At 46.7% G+C, this 24,353-nt stretch carries 4 protein-coding genes; all 4 read right to left on the bottom strand.

Going from position 1 to position 24,353, the window contains the following annotated elements:
- Window positions 1-64: 64 nt before the first annotated feature.
- The gene (locus AC1MCB_RS13855) at window positions 65-17,155 is read right to left on the bottom strand and encodes an Ig-like domain-containing protein (RefSeq protein ID WP_479965298.1); all 17,091 of its coding nucleotides are present in this window, start codon (window positions 17,153-17,155) and stop codon (window positions 65-67) included.
- Between the two features lie 169 nt (window positions 17,156-17,324).
- Window positions 17,325-19,124 (bottom strand): excinuclease ABC subunit UvrC, encoded by a 1,800-nt coding sequence (gene uvrC / locus AC1MCB_RS13850; protein WP_479965297.1) that lies wholly within the window; start codon window positions 19,122-19,124, stop codon window positions 17,325-17,327.
- Between the two features lie 110 nt (window positions 19,125-19,234).
- A complete protein-coding gene (locus tag AC1MCB_RS13845; protein WP_479965296.1) occupies window positions 19,235-21,463 on the bottom strand; it encodes a transglycosylase domain-containing protein in 2,229 nt (742 codons plus the stop codon).
- A 5-nt stretch (window positions 21,464-21,468) separates the two neighbouring features.
- Window positions 21,469-24,117, bottom strand: coding sequence for a type IX secretion system periplasmic lipoprotein PorW/SprE (gene porW, locus AC1MCB_RS13840; protein ID WP_479965295.1), 2,649 nt, complete (start codon window positions 24,115-24,117; stop codon window positions 21,469-21,471).
- Window positions 24,118-24,353: the final 236 nt, after the last annotated feature.

Genomic DNA, 24,353 nt, shown 5'->3' with positions numbered 1-24,353 from the left:
TTTGCTCTGTTTACGAAGTGCAAGGATTAAGGTTTCCGATATTTATATTGTGATGGTTAAAATCTTATCTTTTTAAGATTAAGTATCCTTTATTCAATCTTTTGGTTTTATCGGCATCCGTGGTGTAAATGATATAGTAATAAACGCCTTCGGGAAGGTTTTTATTCAAATTGGTTAGAATTCCGGTATTTGCGCTTCCCTGGAATGATTTATCTCCATTGTTGTAGCCGTTGATCCGGTAAACTTCATTTCCCCAACGATTAAAGATAAGTACTTCGTTATCCGGAAAAGATTCGATGTTGCCGATAATGAAGTGCTCATTACCTTCGCCATCACCATTAGGAGAGATCAAAGGATCCGGTTTAATAGCTGGATTGGTTTCATTCTCATCTGTAACTTCTTTAACCGGTGGAAGTTGATTCAAAATAGTGACATCAGCACCGCTGCCGATGGTTACCGCTGTAGAATTTACGTTTGTGATAGTGAAAAATACAAACTCATCCGGCTCTACAATATCATCATTGGAAGCAGCGATAACAAAGTATTCAGTCGTGGTTGTCTGACCGGCAGGAATTCTAATCGTAACGAAATTTTCAAACAAGTTATAATCCTCGCCTTCAACTGCATCTCCGCTTCGTTCAATTGTTATCACAACATCTTCAGAGACCGGCATATTTAATTTAGCCGTTATTGTCACTTGATTTCCTTCATAGATCCTGCTGACCGAGGGGGTTAACGTTACTATTGCAGATTGGGGAATCGTTAAGGTAACGCGAGCCTGATCGCAGGCCCCCGATGGGTCACAGGCTTCATAAAGGAAATAATCATTCCCAACATATCCGTTAGCAGCTTTATAGATGAAACTGCCGTCGGCATTGAAAGTAACCTGACCGTTTTCGGGTTGAGATATTAGCTTAAAGGTTAAGACATCGTTTTCCGGATCTGAATCATTAAGGAAAACTGTTGCCGCCAATGGCTTACCAGCTTCAACATCGAACTCGTCATCTAGGGCAGTCGGACCATCATTGGCAGGGGTAACGACTATTGTTGCAATGGCATTGTCGCAAAGACCTGTAGGGTCACAAACTTTATATTCGAAGGTAACGGTTCCGTTGAAATCCTTTAGTGGTGTATAGTCGAAACTGCCATCCGCTTTGAATACTAATTCTCCGGTCGACGGCTGGGAGATGATTGAAAAGCTCAATACATCAGCATCCGGATCTGAATCATTTGGTTCAACAGAGGCGCTAAAAGAGATGTCTTCCACCGTGGTGAACTGATCATCAACAGCAACTGGCGGGTCATTTTCGGCAGCAACGATAATAGTTCCCGTCGCCGGTTTACATGCACCTTGGGCATCACAAACCTCATACTCAAATTCAGTAGTGCCGTTCCAGCCTGGGTTTGGAGTGAAAGTAAAGGAGCCATCAGGATTGAAGACAATTGTTCCGTTTTCAGGTTCCTCGGTGAGTGTATAAGTTAGTGGATCGCCATCGGGATCTGAATCGTTACCTGTTACTGATCCGTTTACCGGTGTGTCTTCTGTACCCGGGAAGTTATCGTCCTGTGGTGCGGGGTCGCAGTTTGTGCCAGATACCGACCCGCTTAGCGTAATTGTGCAACCGGAAGCATCGGTTACAATTACTGTATATGCTCCTGCTATGATACCGTTTAAGCTCGATTGATTTAATGCAGGATTGTTGTTCCACACATGAGTGTATGGTGCGGTGCCACCGACTACGTTGACTGTAATTTTCCCGTCTGCTGTGGTTTTACAACTTGTGTTTGTGGTTAGAAGGGTAGCAGAAAGAGCAGCAGCCGGCTGAGTAATGATCACTTCTTCGGTATCCGAACATCCGTTGGCATCAGTCACCGTAACGATGTAAGTTCCGGCAGCCAGGTTAGTAGCCGTGGCTGAAGTTTGTACGGGCGTAGTGTTCCAGGAATACGTATAGACGGTGGTTCCCCCGGTTGCAGAGGCGGTTGCCGATCCGGTGGCTGTTCCAAAACAGTTGACCGGGTTGTTCATAGTGACCGCTGCCAGTAGAGCAGCAGCCGGCTGGGTAATGATCACTTCTTCGGTATCCGAACACCCGTTGGCATCAGTCACCGTAACGATGTAAGTTCCGGCAGCCAGGTTGGTAGCCGTCGCCGTGGTTTGCACCGGCGAAGTATTCCAGGAGTAAGTATAAACGCCGGTTCCCCCGGTTGCTGAAGCAGTTGCCGATCCGGTGGCTGTTCCAAAACAGTTGACCGGGTTATCCATAGTGGCCGCTGCCAGTAGAGCAGCAGCCGACTGGGTAATGATCACTTCTTCGGTATCCGAACAGCCGTTGGCATCAGTCACCGTAACGATGTAAGTTCCGGCAGCCAGGTTAGTGGCCGTTGCCGTGATTTGCACCGGTGAAGTGTTCCAGGAATACGTATAGACGCCGGTTCCCCCGGTTGCTGAAGCGGTTGCCGATCCGGTGGCTGTGCCAAAACAGTTGACCGGGTTGTTGACGGTAGTGGCTGCCAGTAAAGCAGCAGCCGGCTGGGTAATGATCACCTCTTCGGTATCCGAACATCCGTTGGCATCAGTCACCGTAACGATGTAAGTTCCGGCAGCCAGGTTAGTAGCCGTGGCTGAAGTTTGTACGGGCGTAGTGTTCCAGGAATACGTATAGACGCCTGTTCCGCCGGTTGCTGAAGCAGTTGCTGATCCGGTGGCTGTTCCAAAACAGCTGACCGAGTTATCCATAGTAGCCGCTGCCAGTAAAGCAGCAGCCGGCTGGGTAATGATCACTTCTTCGGTATCCGAACACCCGTTGGCATCAGTCACCGTAACGATGTAAGTTCCGGCAGCCAGGTTGGTAGCCGTCGCCGTGGTTTGCACCGGCGAAGTATTCCAGGAATACGTATAGACGCCGGTTCCCCCGGTTGCTGAAGCGGTTGCCGATCCGGTGGCTGTGCCAAAACAGTTGACCGGGTTGTTGACGGTAGTGGCTGCGAGTAAAGCAGCAGCCGGCTGGGTAATGATCACCTCTTCGGTATCCGAACATCCGTTGGCATCAGTCACCGTAACGATGTAAGTTCCGGCAGCCAGGTTAGTAGCCGTGGCTGAAGTTTGTACGGGCGTAGTGTTCCAGGAATACGTATAGACGCCTGTTCCGCCGGTTGCTGAAGCAGTTGCTGATCCGGTGGCTGTTCCAAAACAGTTGACCGGGTTGTTCATAGTGGCCACTGCCAGTAGAGCAGCAGCCGGCTGGGTAATGATCACTTCTTCGATATCCGAACATCCGTTGGCATCAGTCACCGTAACGATGTAAGTTCCTGCCACCAGGTTAGTAGCCGTAGCCGTCGTTTGCACCGGCGTGGTATTCCAGGAGTACGTATAGACTCCGGTTCCCCCGGTCGCTGAAGCGGTTGCTGATCCGGTGGCTGTTCCAAAACAGTTAACCGGGTTGTTGACAGTAATGGCTGCCAGTAAAGCAGCAGCCGGCTGGGTAATGATTACCTCTTCGGTATCTGAACATCCGTTGGCATCAGTCACCGTAACGATGTAAGTTCCGGCAGCCAGGTTAGTAGCGGTAGCCGTGGTTTGTACGGGCGAAGTATTCCAGGAGTAGGTATAGACGCCGGTTCCCCCGGTTGCTGAAGCGGTTGCCGATCCGGTGGCTGTTCCAAAACAGTTGACCGGGTTGTTGACGGTAATGGCTGCCAGTAAAGCAGCAGCCGGCTGGGTGATGATCACCTCTTCGGTATCCGAACATCCGTTGGCATCAGTCACCGTAACGGTGTAGGTTCCGGCAGCCAGGTTAGTAGCGGTAGCCGTCGTTTGTACCGGTGAAGTATTCCAGGAATACGAATAAACGCCGGTTCCCCCGGTTGCTGAAGCGGTTGCTGATCCGGTGGCTGTTCCAAAACAGTTGACCGGGTTGTTGACGGTAGTGGCTGCGAGTAAAGCAGCAGCCGGCTGGATAATGGTCACCTCTTCGGTATCCGAGCATCCGTTGGCATCGGTGATGGTGACAGTATAGATTCCGGCAGCCAGGTTAGTAGCGGTAGCCGTCGTTTGTACCGGTGAAGTATTCCAGGAATACGAATAAACGCCGGTTCCCCCGGTTGCTGAAGCGGTTGCCGACCCGGTGGCTGTTCCAAAACAGTTGACATTGACAGGGCTGCTGATCGTGGCAATCAAGGCAGCTGCCGGCTGGGTGATGATCACTTCTTCGGTATCCGAACATCCGTTGGCATCAGTCACCGTAACGATGTAAGTTCCGGCAGCCAGATTAGTGGCCGTAGCCGTCGTTTGTACGGGCGTAGTGTTCCAGGAATACGAATAAACACCTGTTCCCCCAGTTGCTGAAGCGGTTGCTGATCCGGTGGCTGTTCCAAAACAATTGACCGGGTTATCCATAGTGGCCGCTGCCAGTAGAGCAGCTGCCGGCTGGGTAATGATCACTTCTTCGGTATCCGAACACCCGTTGGCATCGGTGATGGTGACAGTATAAGTTCCTGCCACTAGATTAGTAGCCGCAGCCGTGGTTTGCACCGGCGTAGTGTTCCAGGAATACGAATAAACAGCGGTTCCCCCGGTTGCTGAAGCAGTTGCCGACCCGGTGGCTGTTCCAAAACAGTTGACATTGACAGGGCTGCTGATCGTGGCAATCAAGGCAGCAGCCGGCTGAGTAATGATCACTTCTTCGATATCCGAACATCCGTTGGCATCAGTCACCGTAACGATGTAAGTTCCTGCCACCAGGTTAGTAGCCGTAGCCGTCGTTTGCACCGGCGTGGTATTCCAGGAGTACGTATAGACGCCGGTTCCCCCGGTTGCTGAAGCGGTTGCCGATCCAGTGGCTGTTCCAAAACAGTTGACCGGGTTGTTGACGGTAGTGGCTGCCTGTAAAGCAGCAGCCGGCTGGGTAATGGTCACCTCTTCGGTATCCGAGCATCCGTTGGCATCGGTGATGGTGACAGTATATGTTCCGGCAGCCAGGTTAGTAGCGGTAGCCGTGGTTTGTACCGGTGAAGTATTCCAGGAATACGAATAAACGCCGGTTCCCCCGGTTGCTGAAGCGGTTGCTGATCCGGTGGCTGTTCCAAAACAGCTGACCGGGTTATCCATAGTAGCCGCTGCCAGTAAAGCAGCAGCCGGCTGGGTGATGATCACCTCTTCGGTATCCGAACATCCGTTGGCATCAGTCACCGTAACGGTGTAGGTTCCGGCAGCCAGGTTAGTGGCCGTTGCCGTGATTTGCACCGGTGAAGTGTTCCAGGAATACGTATAGACGCCGGTTCCCCCGGTTGCTGAAGCGGTTGCTGATCCGGTCGCTGTTCCAAAACAGTTGACCGGGTTACCCATAGTGGCCGCTGCGAGTAAAGCAGCAGCCGGCTGGGTAATGATCACCTCTTCGGTATCTGAACAGCCATTGGCATCGGTGATGGTGACAGTATAGGTTCCGGCAGTCAGATTGGTTGCTGTGGCTGAAGTTTGTACGGGAGTAGTGTTCCAGGAGTAGGTATAGAGACCGGTTCCGCCGGTTGCAGAGGCGGTTGCCGATCCGGTGGCTGTTCCAAAACAGTTGACCGGGTTATCCATAGTGGCCGCTGCGAGTAAAGCAGCAGCCGGCTGGGTAATAATCACCTCTTCGGTATCCGAACATCCGTTGGCATCGGTGATGGTGACCGTATAAGTTCCTGCCACTAGATTAGTAGCCGTAGCCGTGGTTTGCACCGGCGTAGTGTTCCAGGAATACGAATAAACACCGGTTCCGCCAGTTGCTGAAGCAGTTGCCGATCCGGTGGCTGTTCCAAAACAGTTGACCGGGTTATCCATAGTGGCCGCTGCCAGTAGAGCAGCAGCCGGCTGGGTAATGATCACTTCTTCGGTATCCGAACACCCGTTGGCATCAGTCACCGTAACGATGTAAGTTCCGGCAGCCAGGTTGGTAGCCGTCGCCGTGGTTTGTACCGGTGAAGTATTCCAGGAATACGTATAGACACCGGTTCCCCCGGTTGCAGAGGCGGTTGCTGACCCGGTGGCTGTTCCAAAACAGTTGACATTGACAGGGCTGCTGATCGTGGCAATCAAGGCAGCAGCCGGCTGGGTAATAATCACCTCTTCGGTATCCGAACATCCGTTGGCATCGGTGATGGTGACCGTATAGGTCCCGGCAGCCAGGTTAGTAGCCGTGGCTGAAGTTTGTACGGGCGTAGTGTTCCAGGAGTAGGTATAAACACCGGTTCCCCCGGTTGCTGAAGCGGTTGCCGATCCGGTGGCTGTTCCAAAACAGTTGACCGGGTTGTTGACGGTAGTGGCTGCCAGTAAAGCAGCTGCCGGCTGGGTAATGATCACCTCTTCGGTATCCGAACATCCGTTGGCATCAGTCACCGTAACGATGTAAGTTCCGGCAGTCAGATTGGTTGCTGTGGCTGAAGTTTGTACGGGCGTAGTGTTCCAGGAATACGTATAGACGCCGGCTCCCCCGGTTGCTGAAGCGGTTGCCGATCCGGTGGCTGTTCCAAAACAGTTGACCGGATTGTTGACGGTAATGGCTGCCAGTAAAGCAGTAGCCGGCTGAGTAATGATCACGTCTTCGATATCCGAACAGCCGTTGGCATCAGTCACCGTAACGATGTAAGTTCCTGCCACTAGATTAGTAGCCGTAGCGGTGGTTTGCACCGGTGAAGTGTTCCAGGAATACGTATAGACGCCGGTTCCCCCGGTTGCTGAAGCGGTTGCTGATCCGGTGGCTGTTCCAAAACAGTTGACATTAACAGGGCTGCTGATCGTGGCAATCAAGGCAGCAGCCGGCTGGGTAATAATCACCTCTTCGGTATCCGAACATCCGTTGGCATCGGTGATGGTGACCGTATAGGTCCCGGCAGCCAGGTTAGTAGCCGTGGCTGAAGTTTGTACGGGCGTAGTGTTCCAGGAGTAGGTATAAACACCGGTTCCCCCGGTTGCTGAAGCGGTTGCCGATCCGGTGGCTGTTCCAAAACAGTTGACCGGGTTGTTGACGGTAGTGGCTGCCAGTAAAGCAGCTGCCGGCTGGGTAATGATCACCTCTTCGGTATCCGAACATCCGTTGGCATCAGTCACCGTAACGATGTAAGTTCCGGCAGTCAGATTGGTTGCTGTGGCTGAAGTTTGTACGGGAGTAGTGTTCCAGGAATACGTATAGACGCCGGTTCCCCCGGTTGCTGAAGCAGTTGCCGATCCGGTGGCTGTTCCAAAACAGTTGACCGGGTTATCCATAGTGGCCGCTGCCAGTAGAGCAGCAGCCGGCTGGGAAATGATCACCTCTTCGGTATCCGAACAATCGTTGGCGTCGGTGATGGTGACAGTATAAGTTCCTGCCACTAGATTAGTAGCCGTAGCCGTGGTTTGCACCGGCGTAGTGTTCCAGGAATACGAATAAACACCGGTTCCGCCAGTTGCTGAAGCAGTTGCCGATCCGGTAGCTGTTCCAAAACAGTTGACCGGGTTATCCATAGTGGCCGCTGCCAGTAGAGCAGCAGCCGGCTGGGTAATGATCACTTCTTCGGTATCCGAACACCCGTTGGCATCAGTCACCGTAACGATGTAAGTTCCGGCAGCCAGGTTGGTAGCCGTCGCCGTGGTTTGTACCGGTGAAGTATTCCAGGAATACGTATAGACACCGGTTCCCCCGGTTGCAGAGGCGGTTGCTGACCCGGTGGCTGTTCCAAAACAGTTGACATTGACAGGGCTGCTGATCGTGGCAATCAAGGCAGCAGCCGGCTGGGTAATGATCACCTCTTCGGTATCCGAACATCCGTTGGCATCAGTGATGGTGACCGTATAGGTTCCGGCAGCCAGGTTAATGGCCGTTGCCGTGGTTTGCACCGGTGAAGTATTCCAGGAATACGTATAGACACCGGTTCCCCCGGTTGCTGAAGCGGTTGCCGATCCGGTGGCTGTGCCAAAACAGTTGACCGGGTTGTTGACGGTAGTGGCTGCGAGTAAAGCAGCAGCCGGCTGGGTAATGATCACCTCTTCGGTATCCGAACATCCGTTGGCATCAGTCACCGTAACGATGTAAGTTCCGGCAGCCAGGTTAGTAGCCGTGGCTGAAGTTTGTACGGGCGTAGTGTTCCAGGAATACGTATAGACGCCTGTTCCGCCGGTTGCTGAAGCAGTTGCTGATCCGGTGGCTGTTCCAAAACAGTTGACCGGGTTGTTCATAGTGGCCACTGCCAGTAGAGCAGCAGCCGGCTGGGTGATGATCACCTCTTCGGTATCCGAACATCCGTTGGCATCAGTCACCGTAACGGTGTAGGTTCCGGCAGCCAGGTTAGTAGCGGTAGCCGTCGTTTGTACCGGTGAAGTATTCCAGGAATACGAATAAACAGCGGTTCCGCCGGTTGCTGAAGCGGTTGCTGATCCGGTGGCTGTTCCAAAACAGTTAACCGGGTTGTTGACAGTAATGGCTGCCAGTAAAGCAGCAGCCGGCTGGGTAATGATTACCTCTTCGGTATCTGAACATCCGTTGGCATCAGTCACCGTAACGATGTAAGTTCCGGCAGCCAGGTTAGTAGCGGTAGCCGTGGTTTGTACGGGCGAAGTATTCCAGGAGTAGGTATAGACGCCGGTTCCCCCGGTTGCTGAAGCGGTTGCCGATCCGGTGGCTGTTCCAAAACAGTTGACCGGGTTGTTGACGGTAATGGCTGCGAGTAAAGCAGCAGCCGGCTGGGTAATGATCACCTCTTCGGTATCCGAGCATCCGTTGGCATCGGTGATGGTGACAGTATAGGTTCCGGCAGCCAGGTTAGTAGCGGTAGCCGTCGTTTGTACCGGTGAAGTATTCCAGGAATACGAATAAACACCGGTTCCCCCGGTTGCTGAAGCGGTTGCTGATCCGGTGGCTGTTCCAAAACAGTTCACATTAACAGGGCTGCTGATCGTGGCCATCAAGGCAGCAGCCGGCTGGGTAATGGTCACCTCTTCGGTATCCGAGCATCCGTTGGCATCGGTGATGGTGACAGTATAGGTTCCGGCAGCCAGGTTAGTAGCGGTAGCCGTCGTTTGTACCGGTGAAGTATTCCAGGAATACGAATAAACGCCGGTTCCCCCGGTTGCTGAAGCGGCTGCTGATCCGGTGGCTGTTCCAAAACAGTTGACATTGACAGGGCTGCTGATCGTGGCAATCAAGGCAGCAGCCGGTTGGGTAATGATTACCTCTTCGGTATCCGAACATCCGTTGGCATCAGTCACCGTAACGATGTAAGTTCCGGCAGCCAGGTTAGTAGCCGTAGCCGTGGTTTGCACCGGTGAAGTGTTCCAGGAGTAGGTATAGACGCCGGTTCCTCCGGTTGCTGAAGCGGTTGCTGATCCGGTCGCTGTTCCAAAACAGCTGACATTCACCGGACTGCTAATAGTCGCGGACAATGCTTGTGTCGGTCCTGAGATAGTTACTGTCTGACTTGTGGTACAACCGTTTGCATCAGTTACGATTACGGTGTAGGTTCCCGCCGCCAGTTTGGTAGCCGTGGCAGTTGTCTGCACCGGCGTGGTATTCCATGAGTAAGTATAGGTTCCCGTGCCGCCGGTTGCCGTTACGGTTGCCTGGCCTTTGGCGTCGTCAAAGCAGGTGACATTGGTCTGGGAGCTGATGGCTGCTGTCAAGGCTTGTATTGGTTCGGTGATGATTACCGTCCTGGTGGTTGTACAGTTGTTTTTATCATTTACCGTTACGATGTAAGTTCCGGCAATCAGGCCGACAGCGGTAGTACCGGTTTGCACCGGAATTGTGTTCCATGAGTAAGTGTAGGTTCCTGTTCCACCGGTTGCCAGAACGGTTGCTGCGCCAGTAGCCTCACCGAAGCAATTGATATTAGTCTGGCCGCTGATGTTTATTTTTAAATCGGCAGGCTGAGTAATGGTTACGTTATTCGTTAAGCTTTGGCAGTTGTCATTAACTGTAAGCGTATAAACTCCCGCGGGCAAGTTGTTTACGGAGGACGTTGTTCCCACTTCAGTACCCGCTGCATTCTTCCAGCTGTAGGCAAGTGTTCCCAGTGCATTGGCAACCGTTCCGGCGGTTACTGATCCGGTGCTTCCACCATAACATGAAACATCCGTTTTAGAAGATACCGCTAAAGTTAAAGCGGTTGGTTCGGCAATAACCACTATCTCTTCATCAGTACAACCATTCGCGTCAGTGATTAAAACGGTATAGGATCGCGCCACCAGATTAGTAAATGTTCCTGTAGGCTGAAAAGTTACTCCATTATCTATACTGTACTTATATGGTGCCGTGCCATTTGCCCCGATAACTGTCAAGGCACCATCGTTGCCTCCAAAACAGGTTACTTTGGTGTTTTTAGTTAATGATCCAAGGAGGGTCAAAGGTTGCGTTACATCAATAGTTCCTGTGATTGGATTACATCCATTGGCATCCGAAATTGTATAAGTTAAGCCAGCACCAGCGCTGACATCCGTAAAAACACCATGGTCATTCACAACTCCGTTAAGAGTATAAGATATTGGAGCTGTACCGCCTGAGGACGTAAGGGTAACGGTCGCCGTTCCGCCGAAACAAAGAACCGGAGAAGTAACACTGGCGCTTGTTAAAGCAAATAGATTGGGTTGAGTAATAGTTACAACTGAGGTGGTAATATTACATCCGTTGGCATCTGTCACTTTCACAGTATAATCGCCGGCCGTTAATCCCGTGGCTGTTGCAGTCGTTTGAGCCGGAGTGGTACTCCATAAATAAGAATACCCAGTACCTACAGTTCCTCCGCTTGCAACAACTGTGGCCGAAGTTGTACCGCCATAACATGTGATACTTCCGGGGGTTATAACGGCACTTAAGTCAGTTGGGGGACTTGTTAAAGTTACTGGAAGAGAAATTCTACAATCATTAGCATCCCTGGCGATAACCGTATGCTGGCCTGCCGCAAGGCCAGAAAAAATGCCTGTAAAGTTTGTGAACGCCGAGCCATCAATGCTGAATGAGTATGGTGTTACACCTCCATCTACTGATACTTTTATTATACCATCCTGTAATCCAAAACAGGTTATGTTTTCTTGGGCTACCGAAACAAGGATCGGATTGGGTTGAGTGATAACAATGTCCTGAATGATCACGCAACCGTTTAGATCTCGTACAGTAACACGATAATCGTTACCTGAAAGGTGTACAATAGGATCGGTAATATATGGCCCTGTTCCCCCTGTGATGTTTACAACTACACTTGTTGATGAAGAGGATGTGCTGCTGCAAAGAATCTCAGGAATAGTGACTGTGAAGTTCAGTTGCTCAGGTTGTTGAACGGTCAACTGGTAGGTCGCGATACAGCCGTTGAGATCTTTAACGCTGATTTCATGTACACCAGCAACCGTGGTAAAGGTAGGTGATGGTTGGTATGGTAAGCCGTTTAGGCTGTAACTGTAGCCTGGCGATCCACCTGCACCGCTCGCAGTTATTGTGGTTGTCCCACCGAAGCATAAGATGGGTGATGAAGTGGCCGAAGCTGTTAAAACAGGTGGTTCATTGATAGTGAAACTTGCAGCTGTGAACTGGCAGCCATTTGCATCATATACAGTTACGCTATAAACACCTGCAGAGAGCATATTGGTTGCGGGTTCGGCTATGGTCTCACCGTTTCTTGTCCATAAGAAAGTATAATCTGGCGTTCCGCCTCCCACTGTTATTGTCGCAGCACCATCTGTTCCACCGTTACAGCTTACATCTTTCGATTTTACTGCGGTAAAGGTTAATAATGCCGTTGGCTGCGTAATGACAATGGTTTGGGTAACGGGATCACAGCCTTTGGAATCTGTAACCGTTACTTCATAAATACCAGCTGACAGGGCATTTAGATCCGGTGTAATAGTGACATTGTCTTTTTTCCAGGAATAAGTATAGGCCGGATTTCCACCTGACACATTAAGCTGAATGGAACCTGTTGCATCTCCGTAACAGTCAACATCTGTTTTATTAACCAGTATTGTAACTGGAGAAGGTTGATATACCTGGATGTTTAATGAGAAGGTACATCCGGCAGCATCGGTAACTACAACAGAATAAACAGCTGCTTTCAGGTTTGTTCTACTCGCAGCAGTGGAACCATCATTCCAAAGATAAGTGTAGCCTGTTCCAATAGTTCCGCCGGAAGCCGTTAAGTTTAAGGATCCATCCTGACCATCGAAGCACGTGACATTCTGTTTAACTACTGTAGCAAAAAGGGGCTGAGCAGGTTGAGTCAAGGTAATGGTCTCACTCACAACAAAGCAACCATTGATATCCGTTACCTTAACCGAATATGATCCTGCAGTTAGATTAGCCAGGTTTTGAGATATGGAGCCATTTGACCACTCGTAAAAATAGGGTCCGTTACCTCCGGTTACATTGATTGAGATCGAACCGGAGTTATCGCCGTAGCATTCAATGTTAGTTTGAGCAGCTGCTATAGTAATAGGTGCCGGTGCTAGGATAGTAACTGAACCAGTGGCTGAAATACAACCATTAGCATCTGTGGCAATAACGGTGTAGGTTCCGGAAGTAAGACCAGTAATTTCTTGTGTCGTCTGGCCATTTGACCAAAGATAAGTGTAAGGGGCTATACCTCCAGATACATTAACCATCGCTGACCCCGCGGTCCCGTCAGAGCAAATATTATCTCCTTTGCTAACATTAACAACCATTTGTTCGGGTCCTGAGATCCGAATAGCAAAATCTGTTGAGCAACCACTTGCATCCGTAACAATTCCTGAATAAATACCTGCCGCCAAACCGTTGCGGTTCCAAGTCGTTTCGCCCGTAGACCATTTAACCTGGTACGGACTTGTTCCGCCCGCTGGACTCACGGTTATAGTTCCTGTCTGGTCAGAGAAGCATTTAATGTCTTCCGTTGCGGCAGTAATACTTACGGGCGCCGCTGGTTGGGCTATGGTTATCGAAGCTGAGGTTTGGCAGTTATTAGCATCAACTACTAAAACACCGTAAATACCTGCAGCAAGATTTGCAATATCTTCTGTTTGTGGCCCATTTGACCAGATATATTTGTAAGGAGCTGTTCCGCCAGTTACAGTAAGATTAATTGCGCCTGTTGCTGATCCGAAGCACAAAACATCAGTTTGAGAGGAGCTGAGGTTTAATTCCAGTGCTGGTTCCGCTATTAATATATTGTTAATAGAAAACGTGCAACCATTATCATCGGTGATAATAACAGAGTATAACCCCTTGGTAAGACCACTTAAGTTTTGTGTGGTTACTCCGGTTGACCATAAGTAGGAATAGGGAGCCGTGCCGCCACTTCCGGATAACGTAATCCGCCCGTCATTTCCATCTTTACAGTTTACATTCTTTGGAGTTGCTGTAAAGTTTAAAGCTAAAGGTTGGCCAATATTTTTGGAGATAGTTTGTTCACAACCATTTTTATCGGTAATGGTAACTGACACCGGACCAGCGAGAAGGTTGCTGATCACGAGCGGACTGCTTACTGGACTACCTTTATAAAAATAAGGAGCGGTACCACCATTAATTTCAACTGTTAAGGTTCCTGTCTGACCTCCAAAGCAGTCAACATCTGTAGCTTCAGCTTCCAGGAGAAGCTTGTTAGGTTGATTTAGAGTAATGGATTTGAATGCTGTACAACCGTTTGCGTCAGTCACCATCACGCCATAGGTACCAGGAGCAAGACCTGAGCGGCCACTGGTGAAAGGTCCGGATGGCAGATCATCCCATTTATAAGCATAGGCACCAGTACCTCCCGTTACAGAAAGATTTATTTTCCCATCGCTTACTCCGTTGCATGAAATGTTTTCAGGCAGCATCGTCACAGCAATTGGCGGAGGTGCGGTTATTTCAAATGGAATAACTTTCTGGCATAGAACCGCGTCAGTTATCGTTAAGGTGTAAGTTCCTGCCGACAGGTTGGAGATATTTTTAGTAGTAGCCCCATTTGACCATAAGTACGAATAATTTGTAGTTGCTCCGGAAACGTCTAAACTGATACTACCATCGTTTCCCAGGTTACAGGTAACATTTGTTAGACTGACATTGGTAATGGTAAAAGGAGCAGCTGGTTGGCTTATATCGACTATTAAGGAGTTCAATTCGCAACCAGTAGCGTCAAGAATTTTTACTTCATAGGTTCCGGCAGGCAGGCCCGTTCTTACAGCTTCATCCAGCCCCGGCGCATCTGTCCAGATATATTTATAGGGCGCGTTTCCTCCAGTTACAGAAACCCTGATTTCGCCTGTATGGTCTCCATAACATAAAATATTATTATGAGACGCCTCAACCATAATGGGAGGTTCAATAGAGAATGGGACAATCTGCGTTTGGGTACATCCAAGGGCATCAGTTACTGTAAGCAGTGATGTAGTAGCATCAATCGGCGTGTAGACTTTTTGATAAGGGCCTGTTCCTCCGCTGATATCCAGACTGATACTTGCTGCAGGATCAGAGCCCTCGCATATTAAGTCAATTTGCTTTACAGTAATAGTTATCGGTATAGGATCATTTAAAGCAATTCGATGAGTAGTTGTACACCCTTTCTGGTCTGTTACGGCTACTTCGTATACTCCGGCTGTTAAGGCATTAAGATCCGGAGCCGCTAGCGGATCTCCATCTTTTGTCCATGTATATGTATAGGGTGCAAAACCCCCGGTTACGTTTAATAGCTGGATAGAACCATTTGAAGCGCCGACACAAATTGGGTCTTTCTTAGATAAGGTCACCCTTATTTCTGCTGGCTGAGTGACAGTTACGGTAAGTGTTTTCGTACATCCGTTGGCATCGGTAACCACTACAGAATAATTTCCTGCTTTTTGTCCGGACAGGTCTTCAGAATATTGCCCTTCAGACCAGTCATAGTAGTAGGGCGCAACTCCTCCAGAAACAGAAATATCGATACTTCCGTTATTGCCATCGTAGCAACTAACATTTGTTACTGCTGTTAGAGAAACGTTTAGGGGTAAGGTTGGTTGAGAAACTGTAACTGGCAACGTAGCAACACAGCCATTGGCATCAGTGACTATAACATTATAAGTACCTGCTAATAAACTATTAATATCCTGAGTAGTTGCTCCGGTATTCCATTTGTAGGTGTAGGGCGCTGCTCCTCCAATTACACTGAGATTAATTGATCCGGTGTTGGCACCGAAACATTTAACATTTGTAATGCTGGTTGTAAGAGCCAGAGCAGGAAGTTCGGAGACGGTTACAGTTCGTGTTGCTGTGCAGCCTTTCGCATCAGTAACAACAACAGAGTATGTTCCTGCGGGTATTGCAGACAGATCTTCAGTTACGAAAGCTCCGCTGTTCCAATTATAAGTGAACGGAGCAGTGCCCCCGGTTACTACCAGGTTTACTGAACCAGTGTTCGTCCCAAAGCATTTAATATTTATCTGGGAAGAACTTAAAGACAGCGTGGCAGGTTGTGATACATTCACCGTTTTAACGGCATTACAACCGTTTGCATCAGTTACCGTTACGCTGTAGGTTCCCGCTTTTAAGCCGGAAATATCAGGGGTGTTTTCGCCGGTGTTCCACAGAAAGGCATAAGGTGCACTACCGCCTGATGGAGAGAGTGAAATAGAGCCATCGCTGCTGCCGAAACAACTTACATTGCTAGTGGTATTTGCAATTACTATTTTTGAAGGTTGTGTAATTGTGAATGATTGTGTAGTTGAACAATTTTTACTGTCCCGAACCGTCACAGTATAAGTGCCTGCTGAGAGGTTAGAAACGTTTTGACTACTTGCCCCCGTTGACCAGAGGTAAGCATAAGGTGCGGCACCGCCCGTTACCGCTAGATTTATTGCCCCGGTATTGCCTCCATAACATACAACCTGAGTTGGGGTTGCAGTCATTAAAAGTTCAGCAGGCGCTACGATAGTAACGGTTTGGCTACTAGAGCAACCTTTCGCATCAATTACGGTAACTGTATAATTCCCTGCGGCTAAACTATTTACATTTTGAGTTATGGCTCCATTCGACCAGCTATAAGTGTAGGGTGCAGTACCGCCGGCAACAGATAATGAAATTTGTCCATTGCTTCCCCCAAAACAGGAGAGGTCCGATTTAGCTGTTGAGATAACTAAGGGCGAAGGCTGCATAATATTTACAGAATACGAAGCCTGACAACCGTTAGCATCAGTGACGATTACGCTATACGAGCCGATTGCTAAACCTGAAATATTTTGTGTTGTTGCACCATTACTCCACAAGTAAGTATAAGGAGCGGTACCGCCGGTTGGATTCAAGGAAATGGTGCCATCTGCCTGCCCGGCACATTTTACGTCTGTTTTTACCGGATTTATACTGATCGGCGCTGCAGGCTGGGTGATATTTACAATAGTTTCTTTAGGGCATCCATTAGCGTCAACCAATGTTACAGTATATACTCCGGCAGGTAAGTTCTTTGCAGTTCCCATCTGGTTTACTATGGGTATGTTTACTGCTGCATTTCCATCCTTACTGTAATATGCCCGATAAGCGCCGGCCCCACCTTTTCCAGTTACTGTAATACTGCCGGTGGCTTGATTAAAGCATTTCACGTCCACCTGGGTAGTTGAAACTGAAAATGGAGATAAAATAAAGAGATTGTCGATTACAGCTCCACAGGAAGGTTTATTTGAGGCAGGGTCTGTGAAAACGATTGATGCAGATGTCACTCCTGGCGGCGTAGTAAATGTTAGAGCCACAGTTTGAATACCACCACCGTTCGTGGCGTTAATATCGTAGCTAGTTAAAACGGTTGATCCGGAAAGTAGCTGAACTCTAAACGATGTCTGGGCGTTTGCATGACAGTCGTCTAACAGGCTATAATTAAAGGAGAAGGTATAGGTAGTGTCAGATGTAAGGTTGGTTAGGTTTTGTTTTAGGGAATAATTAAGGCTTTTTTTAATGTGTGCTCCTATACTACCGTTGTTGTTCACAACTTTTAATAGGTGCCCGGGTGCCCCCGGAAAATAATTTCCTACTGATGGGTATTCATCAGGTGCAATGTTCGAAAAATTCCCCGAGGTTACCGCATTGTCACACTGAGCCCATGCGTCGAGCTGAAAACCAGATAGAAGTATTAAAAGCGCTCCTAACTTTACATATATAGAAAGTTTACCCTCTATTTTTTGATAGAGGGTAAAAATGATTGAACGAAAATACTGTATAAAGCAGCGGGTAAAAATCTCCATATATTCCTGTTTAGAGTTTATTATTGAAGACAGTTATTTCTGATTGCATCATGAGTTCGAGAGCTTGGAGATTTATACGAACTCTTTTTTAAAAAGTTAACCTTAAATGCAACTAATTAAACAGGAAGGCAAAAAAACCATCGTGAAATTAAAGGGAGAGAAAGTAGAGCTATGCTTGGCTGAAGTAATTCAAAAGAGCTTGAGTCTGTTTCAAATTTAGAACTTCCAGTAACTGAGTTTCGGTAGCTTCCCGGATGTTCTTTACCGACTTAAACTTCCGTAATAACTTATCGGCAGATGTTCTGCCAACGCCGGGGATGCTTTCAAGTTCAGTAGCCAGGGTAGCTTTGTTACGCTTTAAGCGGTGAAAGGTGATACCAAACCGATGAGCTTCATCCCTTAATTGCTGGATGATCTTTAAAGATTCAGACTTTTTATCGAGATATAGAGGGTAGGGATCGTTGGGATAATAAATTTCCTCCAGACGCTTGGCAATGCCAATGATCGTCACCTGGTTTTCTATCCCCAAAAGCTTCAAACTTTTAATTGCCGAGGATAATTGACCTTTACCACCATCAATAACAATAAGCTGGGGTAAACTGTCTCCTTCGTCCAGCATCCGTCGGTAACGTCTAAAGACAGCTTCCTCCATAGTGGCGAAATCGTCCGGCCCCTCAACTGTTTTCACATTAAAGTGACGGTAGTCTTTTTTAGAAGGGCGTGCATCTTTGAAAACCACAATAGCAGAAACAGGAAACTTGCCCTGGAAGTTCGAGTTGTCAAAACATTCAATATGTCTTGGAAGCTGATTAAGCCGCAGATCTTTCATCATCTGAGTCAGTAACCTTTCAATCCGCACTTCCGGGTTGAGCTTCTCATAATGCTCCAGCTTATCCCGTTTAAAGAAAGCCACGTTCTTTTGTGAAAGCTCCAGCAATTTTTTCTTTTCACCCAACTTAGGCACCGTAAACTTAATTCCAGTTTCTTCCCAGTCAATGTCAAACGGAACAATGATTTCTCTTGATACGCTGTTAAACCTTGTTCTGAATTCTGATATGGCAATGGTAAGCAGGTCCAGATCAGTCTCCTCAACACGTTTTTTTAATTCCAGAGTCTGTGTCGTGGTTACCGTTCCGTTCATTACTTTCAGGTAGTTTACAAAAGCATGCTTTTCATCAGTAGCTATGCTGAAAACATCTACATCGGTAATAGAAGAATTGACGATTGTAGATTTGCTTTGATATTTTTCAAGCAAATCATACTTTCTTTTTAAGCGATGAGAAAGCTCAAAATTTAGGTCGGTAATCGATTGATCGAGCTCATTTTTTAGTCGCCTGATTATAGCACTGGTCTTCCCATTCAAAATATCCTTTATTTCTTCAATATTTTGATTGTAATCTTCCTGGGTCTGAAATGCCTGGCAGGGTCCTTTACAGTTCCCGATCTGGTACTCCAGGCAAACCCGAAACTTTCCGGACTCAATATTCGAAGGCGTAAGCGGGAGATTGCAGGTACGTAAAGGATAGATCTCTTTGACCATACCGAGAATAGTATGCATCATGCTTACCGAGGCATATGGACCGAAATAGGTAGAGCCGTCTTTTATTAAGTTACGAGTCCAATAGATCCGGGGAAACCTTTCGTTTTTGATAACAATCCATGGATACGTTTTGTCATCTTTTAATAAAACATTGTATCTCGGCTGGTGCTTTTTTATCAGGCTATTCTCTAACAGCCACGCATCAATTTCGGTGTCAACAATCGTGAAAGTGATGTTACTGATCTTACTGACCAATACGCGGGTTTTAGCATTTACCTTATAGTTGTCTTTGTTGAAATAGGAGCCAACCCTGTTCTTCAGGTTTTTCGCTTTACCAATATAGATTAGCTCACCAGCCTGGTCATAGAACTGGTAGACTCCCGGTTTTCCGGGAATCTTTTGTAAAGCAGTGCGATGATCAAAGGGCATAGAGAGGTTTGAGATGTTAGATCTGAGATATTAGGTGAGATTTGAGATGTAGATTTGAGATTGATAATCCTGGGCTTCTAAAATCTAATATCTCACGTCTAATATCTCTTTTAAAATCCTAGCTTTTCGTCTACTTCAGTTATTCCGGATTGCTGTTTCGTATAAGCACCGCAGTCAAGAGTGACATTGACTCCTCCTTTTGGAACTTCAAAATCACCTTTGCTGTACTGTAAACTCTTATCGGCGTAGACACTTTTCATGTAAAGTGCAAATATAGGTAAAGCGGTATTCGCGCCTTCACCGTCATTGGTTGTAGCAAAGTGAATGGCACGGTCTTCAGCACCGGTCCAAACGCCGGTAACTAACTGAGGTGTAATGCCAATAAACCATCCGTCCGAGTTATTCTGAGTCGTTCCTGTTTTTCCCCCTATTGGATTCAAAAGATTGTACCTGCCTCTCAATCGCCTTCCGGTTCCATCAGTTACAACTGCTTTAAGCATATTAGTCATCACGTAAGCAGTCTGCGGATTCAATGCGACCTTAACCTGTGGTTTGCGCTCGTATATCACGTTGCCGTTCTTATCTTCAATTCGCAACAAATAGAGGGGTTCTGTCCAGATACCGTGATTTACAAATGTAGAATATGCTCCAACCATGTCATAAACTGAGGCATCGAAAGAACCCAGGCAAATAGAAGGAAAAGCTGGAACATCACTGGTAATACCCATATTTTTAGTAAGAGTTGATACAGCAGTTGCACCCACCTCATACATCATTCGCGCAGTTATAAAGTTTTGTGAATTGGCCAATCCTCGTTTCAATGTCAAATGTCCGGGAATAGAATTATATGCACGGGGCGTCCATCCCTCAATGGTTATCGGTTCATTCGGAACGGTGTAACACGGCGAGAAACCCGCATTGATTGCCGCAGCATATGTAAATGGTTTGGCTGTGGAGCCTACCTGCCGCGTTCCCATTTTTACCTGGTCATACTTGAAATATTCGAAATTATTTCCCCCAACCCAGGCCCTCACATAACCGGTTTCAGGTTCCATTGACATAACAGCATTTCGCAAGATCATTTTATAGTACCTGACGGAGTCAATGGGTCGCATGGTAGTATCAATATCACCCCTCCAACTGAAAATGGTCATTTTCACCGGCCGCTTAAAATCTTCCATAATCTCCTCCTTGGATTTCCCTTCAGATTTCAATTGCTGATAACGGTCGGATCTTTTAATCCCCAGATCAATTAGTTCGGTTGCTCCTTCAGCTTTAAACGGGTCGCGGCCGCGGAACTGACGATTGAACTGGACTTGTAGTTCTCTGAGATAGGTACGCTGTGCTTTTTCAGCATAGTTCTGCATCTTCGAATTGATAGTAGTATAAATCTTCAACCCGTCACGATCCAGATCGTAAGGTGTACCGTCGGCTTTAGCGATAGAATTTTCTTCAAAGGTTTTTTGAATGTCTTTTTTGAGTACTGCACGGAAGTAGGCCGCTGATCCATCGTTATGATCTGACGCATTGAACGAGAGCTTTAATGGCAGATCTTTCAAGCGTGCTGTCTCTTCATCACTCAGATAACTCGCATTATGCATATTCTCCAGAACGGTGTTTCGGCGCGCAAGAGCTCGTTCCGGATTACGGAGTGGATTGTAATAGGAAGGACCTTTTAACATTCCTATTAATATCGCCGCCTGCTGAGGTTCCAGTTTATCCGGGGTCGTGCTAAAGTATGTACGTGCTGCCGATTTTATTCCATAAGTATTATAAGCACCATAATCCACGGTATTCAGATACATCGTGATGATTTCCTCTTTCGTGTACTGACGCTCTAATTTTACGGCTAAAATTAGTTCTTGTAATTTTTGAATAACTCGCTTAACACTGTTCTTTGCCCGCCCTTCTTTGGAAAACAGGTTTAAAGCCAGTTGCTGAGTAATGGTACTTGCGCCTTCTTTTTTACCGATAAGATTTTTAAAGAGGATAGCAAAGCTTCGCTTGAAATCAATTCCCGAATGATTATAGAAACGCTTATCCTCGGTCGCGATCAGCGCATTAATTACATTGGGGGAAAGTTCATCATATCGAACATTGGTCCGGTTCTGTATATAATAGGTACCTAATATTACATTGTCATCAGAAATGACTTCTGATGCCTGGTTGCTCTTAGGATTTTCGAGGTCGCGGAACGATGGCAGGGTTCCAAACAGCCCCAGACCGATGCTGAAAATAATAATGGCCCCCAAGGCTATAAATCCTATAATCCATTTCCAGAAGTTTATTGTATAGCGGTTAAGATCTTGATTAGTTAACTTGTTATTTTTATTATTCATGTTTATTATTCGCTTCTGCCAAAATTTTGCAGATAAAATTCGTTGTATTTGTTAATGGTTTCCCGGTCAGTTAATTTATCCAGATTTTCCTTACTTATAAAAAAAGTACCGTATTTCTCAGAAGGGACTTTCATAATCTGTTTCATTAACGGATTGATATTACGGTAATAATCCGCTACGGCTTCTTTAGATGAAAAAGCCCCGACAAATATCAGTTGATTTTGGCTATTAACCGATTTTAACTGATGTTTTATTCCATTACCCGAAAAATTTGCCCGGTTGAACTGCCCAATGCCGAATCTGGAAGAGCTTAGGTTTACTGATGGATCCGCTACATTTATTACGAAATAATATTCCGGCGATTCATTTAGCGTGAAAAGACTGCTTTCGGCCGGTGCAGGAGTTAAAGCCGTCGGAACAGGCTTTTGCTCGGGAACTACCGGCTTACTGACGTTTGTATTATTAACAGTATTACCGGTTGCGGTTGTATTTCCGATCACAGCAGCTACTGCTTCTGCTTCCGGCTCTTCAACAAATTGAGGTTCCGAAGAGTCGAAATCAACCAAAGCATAAGTTCTCCTGCTCATCGAAACTCTGTTAGAATCGATGAACCGTAAATGTTGCTGAACCAGTGGGACGATCAGCTTCTCTTCCGGAAAGTCGGTTATTATTTGTTTAAAGGCACTATCCAATACATTTAACCTCTGAGTGTGCCCTAAGGCAAGTGCATTCAGGTAGGCTAACTGCGGAGAAAGCTTATTTGCCGCAAATGTCTGCTTTGCCTGATTGGTCAGACTCAAAACCTCACGATATTTTTTTTGCGTGTAGTTTTCATACACTTTATTATAAAATTCATGAAGTGCGCTTTCCTGCTCGTCTGTTTGGGCGGTATAGCCCGGATTCCTGATAATTTTGGCAAAGGGTGATTCCGGATATTGATTTAAAAGGATATTCTTGTACTCCAATGATTTCTTTGGGTTACTGCTCGCATACAGCCTGTACAAATTGTAATAAAGCGGTAACTTCAGACTGTTGTCAGGGAAACGAGCGAGCATAGTTTCATATGTTATAATTGCCTCCGGCTCATCATTTAAAACTTCCCGATAGTAATTGCCGATATCATAATAAGCTGAATTGATCCGCTGGTTTGACGAATCAAGTAATTCAGGCGTTGTTGGGACAGAATTAGTGATTGAAACGCCCACGTCCTGAGGTATAACAGTACCCTCATCCGGATTAGCGGGTATGCCAAAACCGGACTCGTTTAAACTGGCACCTGCAATATCGGCAGAGGAACGCTGGCTCCTGCGCCAGTTATCTTCCAGTTTCCGGTTGCCCCAGACCCGCTTAAAGTCCGACAATCCCTGACTTAGTGCGATCGGATTATTAAAATAGAACTTTTCTGGGCCATTATTTTGTGGGGCAGGTTGTCGTATCCCAAAAGAGCCTTGATTTACATTTGTGTTCGCATCCGGTCGAACAGCTTTTTCAGCCTGTTGGCGAACTAATACCCCAATCCGTGCTTTGCGCTCAGCTTCCGGAAGTTTAGCCAGCATTTGTAAAGTGTCTTCACGTGCTATTACTGATAGTCTGTTAGACAAGAGTTCTAAGCTATTTGCTTTCTTTACAATTAACTCATAATCCTGAGACTGGGGCAAAAGAGAAGTAAGTGTACTATCATAGTAGGATTTTGATTTTACATAATCCGCCTGCTTGAAATAGATATCCGCTAAAGCCAGATATGATAAACCTTTTTGGTTTTCATTGCGGATACTCTTTCTAACGGATGTGTTGTAGTTCTCGATGGCCAGGTCCAGATCACCCTGATCCGCATAGATCTTCCCAATTTTAAAATAGACCTGATCCGAAAAGCCAAGATTGTTGTCGTCCTTAAGCAATGATAGTAATTGCTTTGGCTTGTCAATCGCACGACCGCTTTGCTCATCACGAATACTTAGGTGACTCAGAGTAGCATTAAAAGCCATATCAAATGGGGCATTACTTTTAATTACTTTCGTATAATTTTCCAGTGCCGACTCTGTTTTTCCGGTGACCTGCTGAAGCTGCGCAAGCAAATAAGTCCAGCGGATTCTGTTCTGACCTTTTTTTGAGAAATCGATTGCTTTCTGCAGATCAACAATCGCTTCCTCATCCTTATGCCCATAAATAGCTAGCTGAGCTCTGGTTGCGTACAAATCCGCAACAGACTTCTCTTCTGTACTTAAATACTTGAACGCAGTGTCTAGTGTGCTTTTTGCTTCTGTAAAAAGCTCTGAATTGATAAGAGAACGCGCCTTATAGGCTAAAGCAGCCTGCCTTAATTCAGGCTGTTTTGGATAGGAGTTGTAAATGTAATTGAAAAACTCTGTAGCATTATAAAAATTGGATTTAAGGAAATTAGCTTGGGCAATAGCAAAATAAGCATCGTCAACATATTTACTTTGAGATTTATCGTTTATGATGGAATTTGCTTTCAAAATTACTTCATCCAGTTTATTCAGTTCAGGCTGAGAGAGCGTTTCGTTTGGCTCTTTATAAGCAGAGATCAGCACATCATAATTGTCCTGATATGCAAGCTCTATAATTTGCTGGCTTTCTTTCAGGATCTCCCTTGCGTTATACAATATATTATAACGAGCCGTTAAGTTCTGCATCCCCCGACTTGCCACCGTATCTTTTTGTGCACTGCAACCAGAAAACTGCGTTATGATAAAAGTGGTGCAGAAAATGTAAAATATTATGTTTAAGGCCGGTTTCAATGTGAGATTTGAATAATTATAACATTATAAAGGCAAAATTATTTTATTTCCTTTAAAGTGCCGCTTTGTAAATATAGTATTTCAATTTCAGTTAAAATCTTCTGTATGTAATATATGGTTTTCCATAATGA

The sequence above is a fragment of the Daejeonella sp. AP26 genome (genome assembly GCF_056680515.1).
The sequence above is the reverse complement of the archived record's forward strand: the minus strand, read 5'-3'. Positions and strand labels throughout refer to the sequence as shown.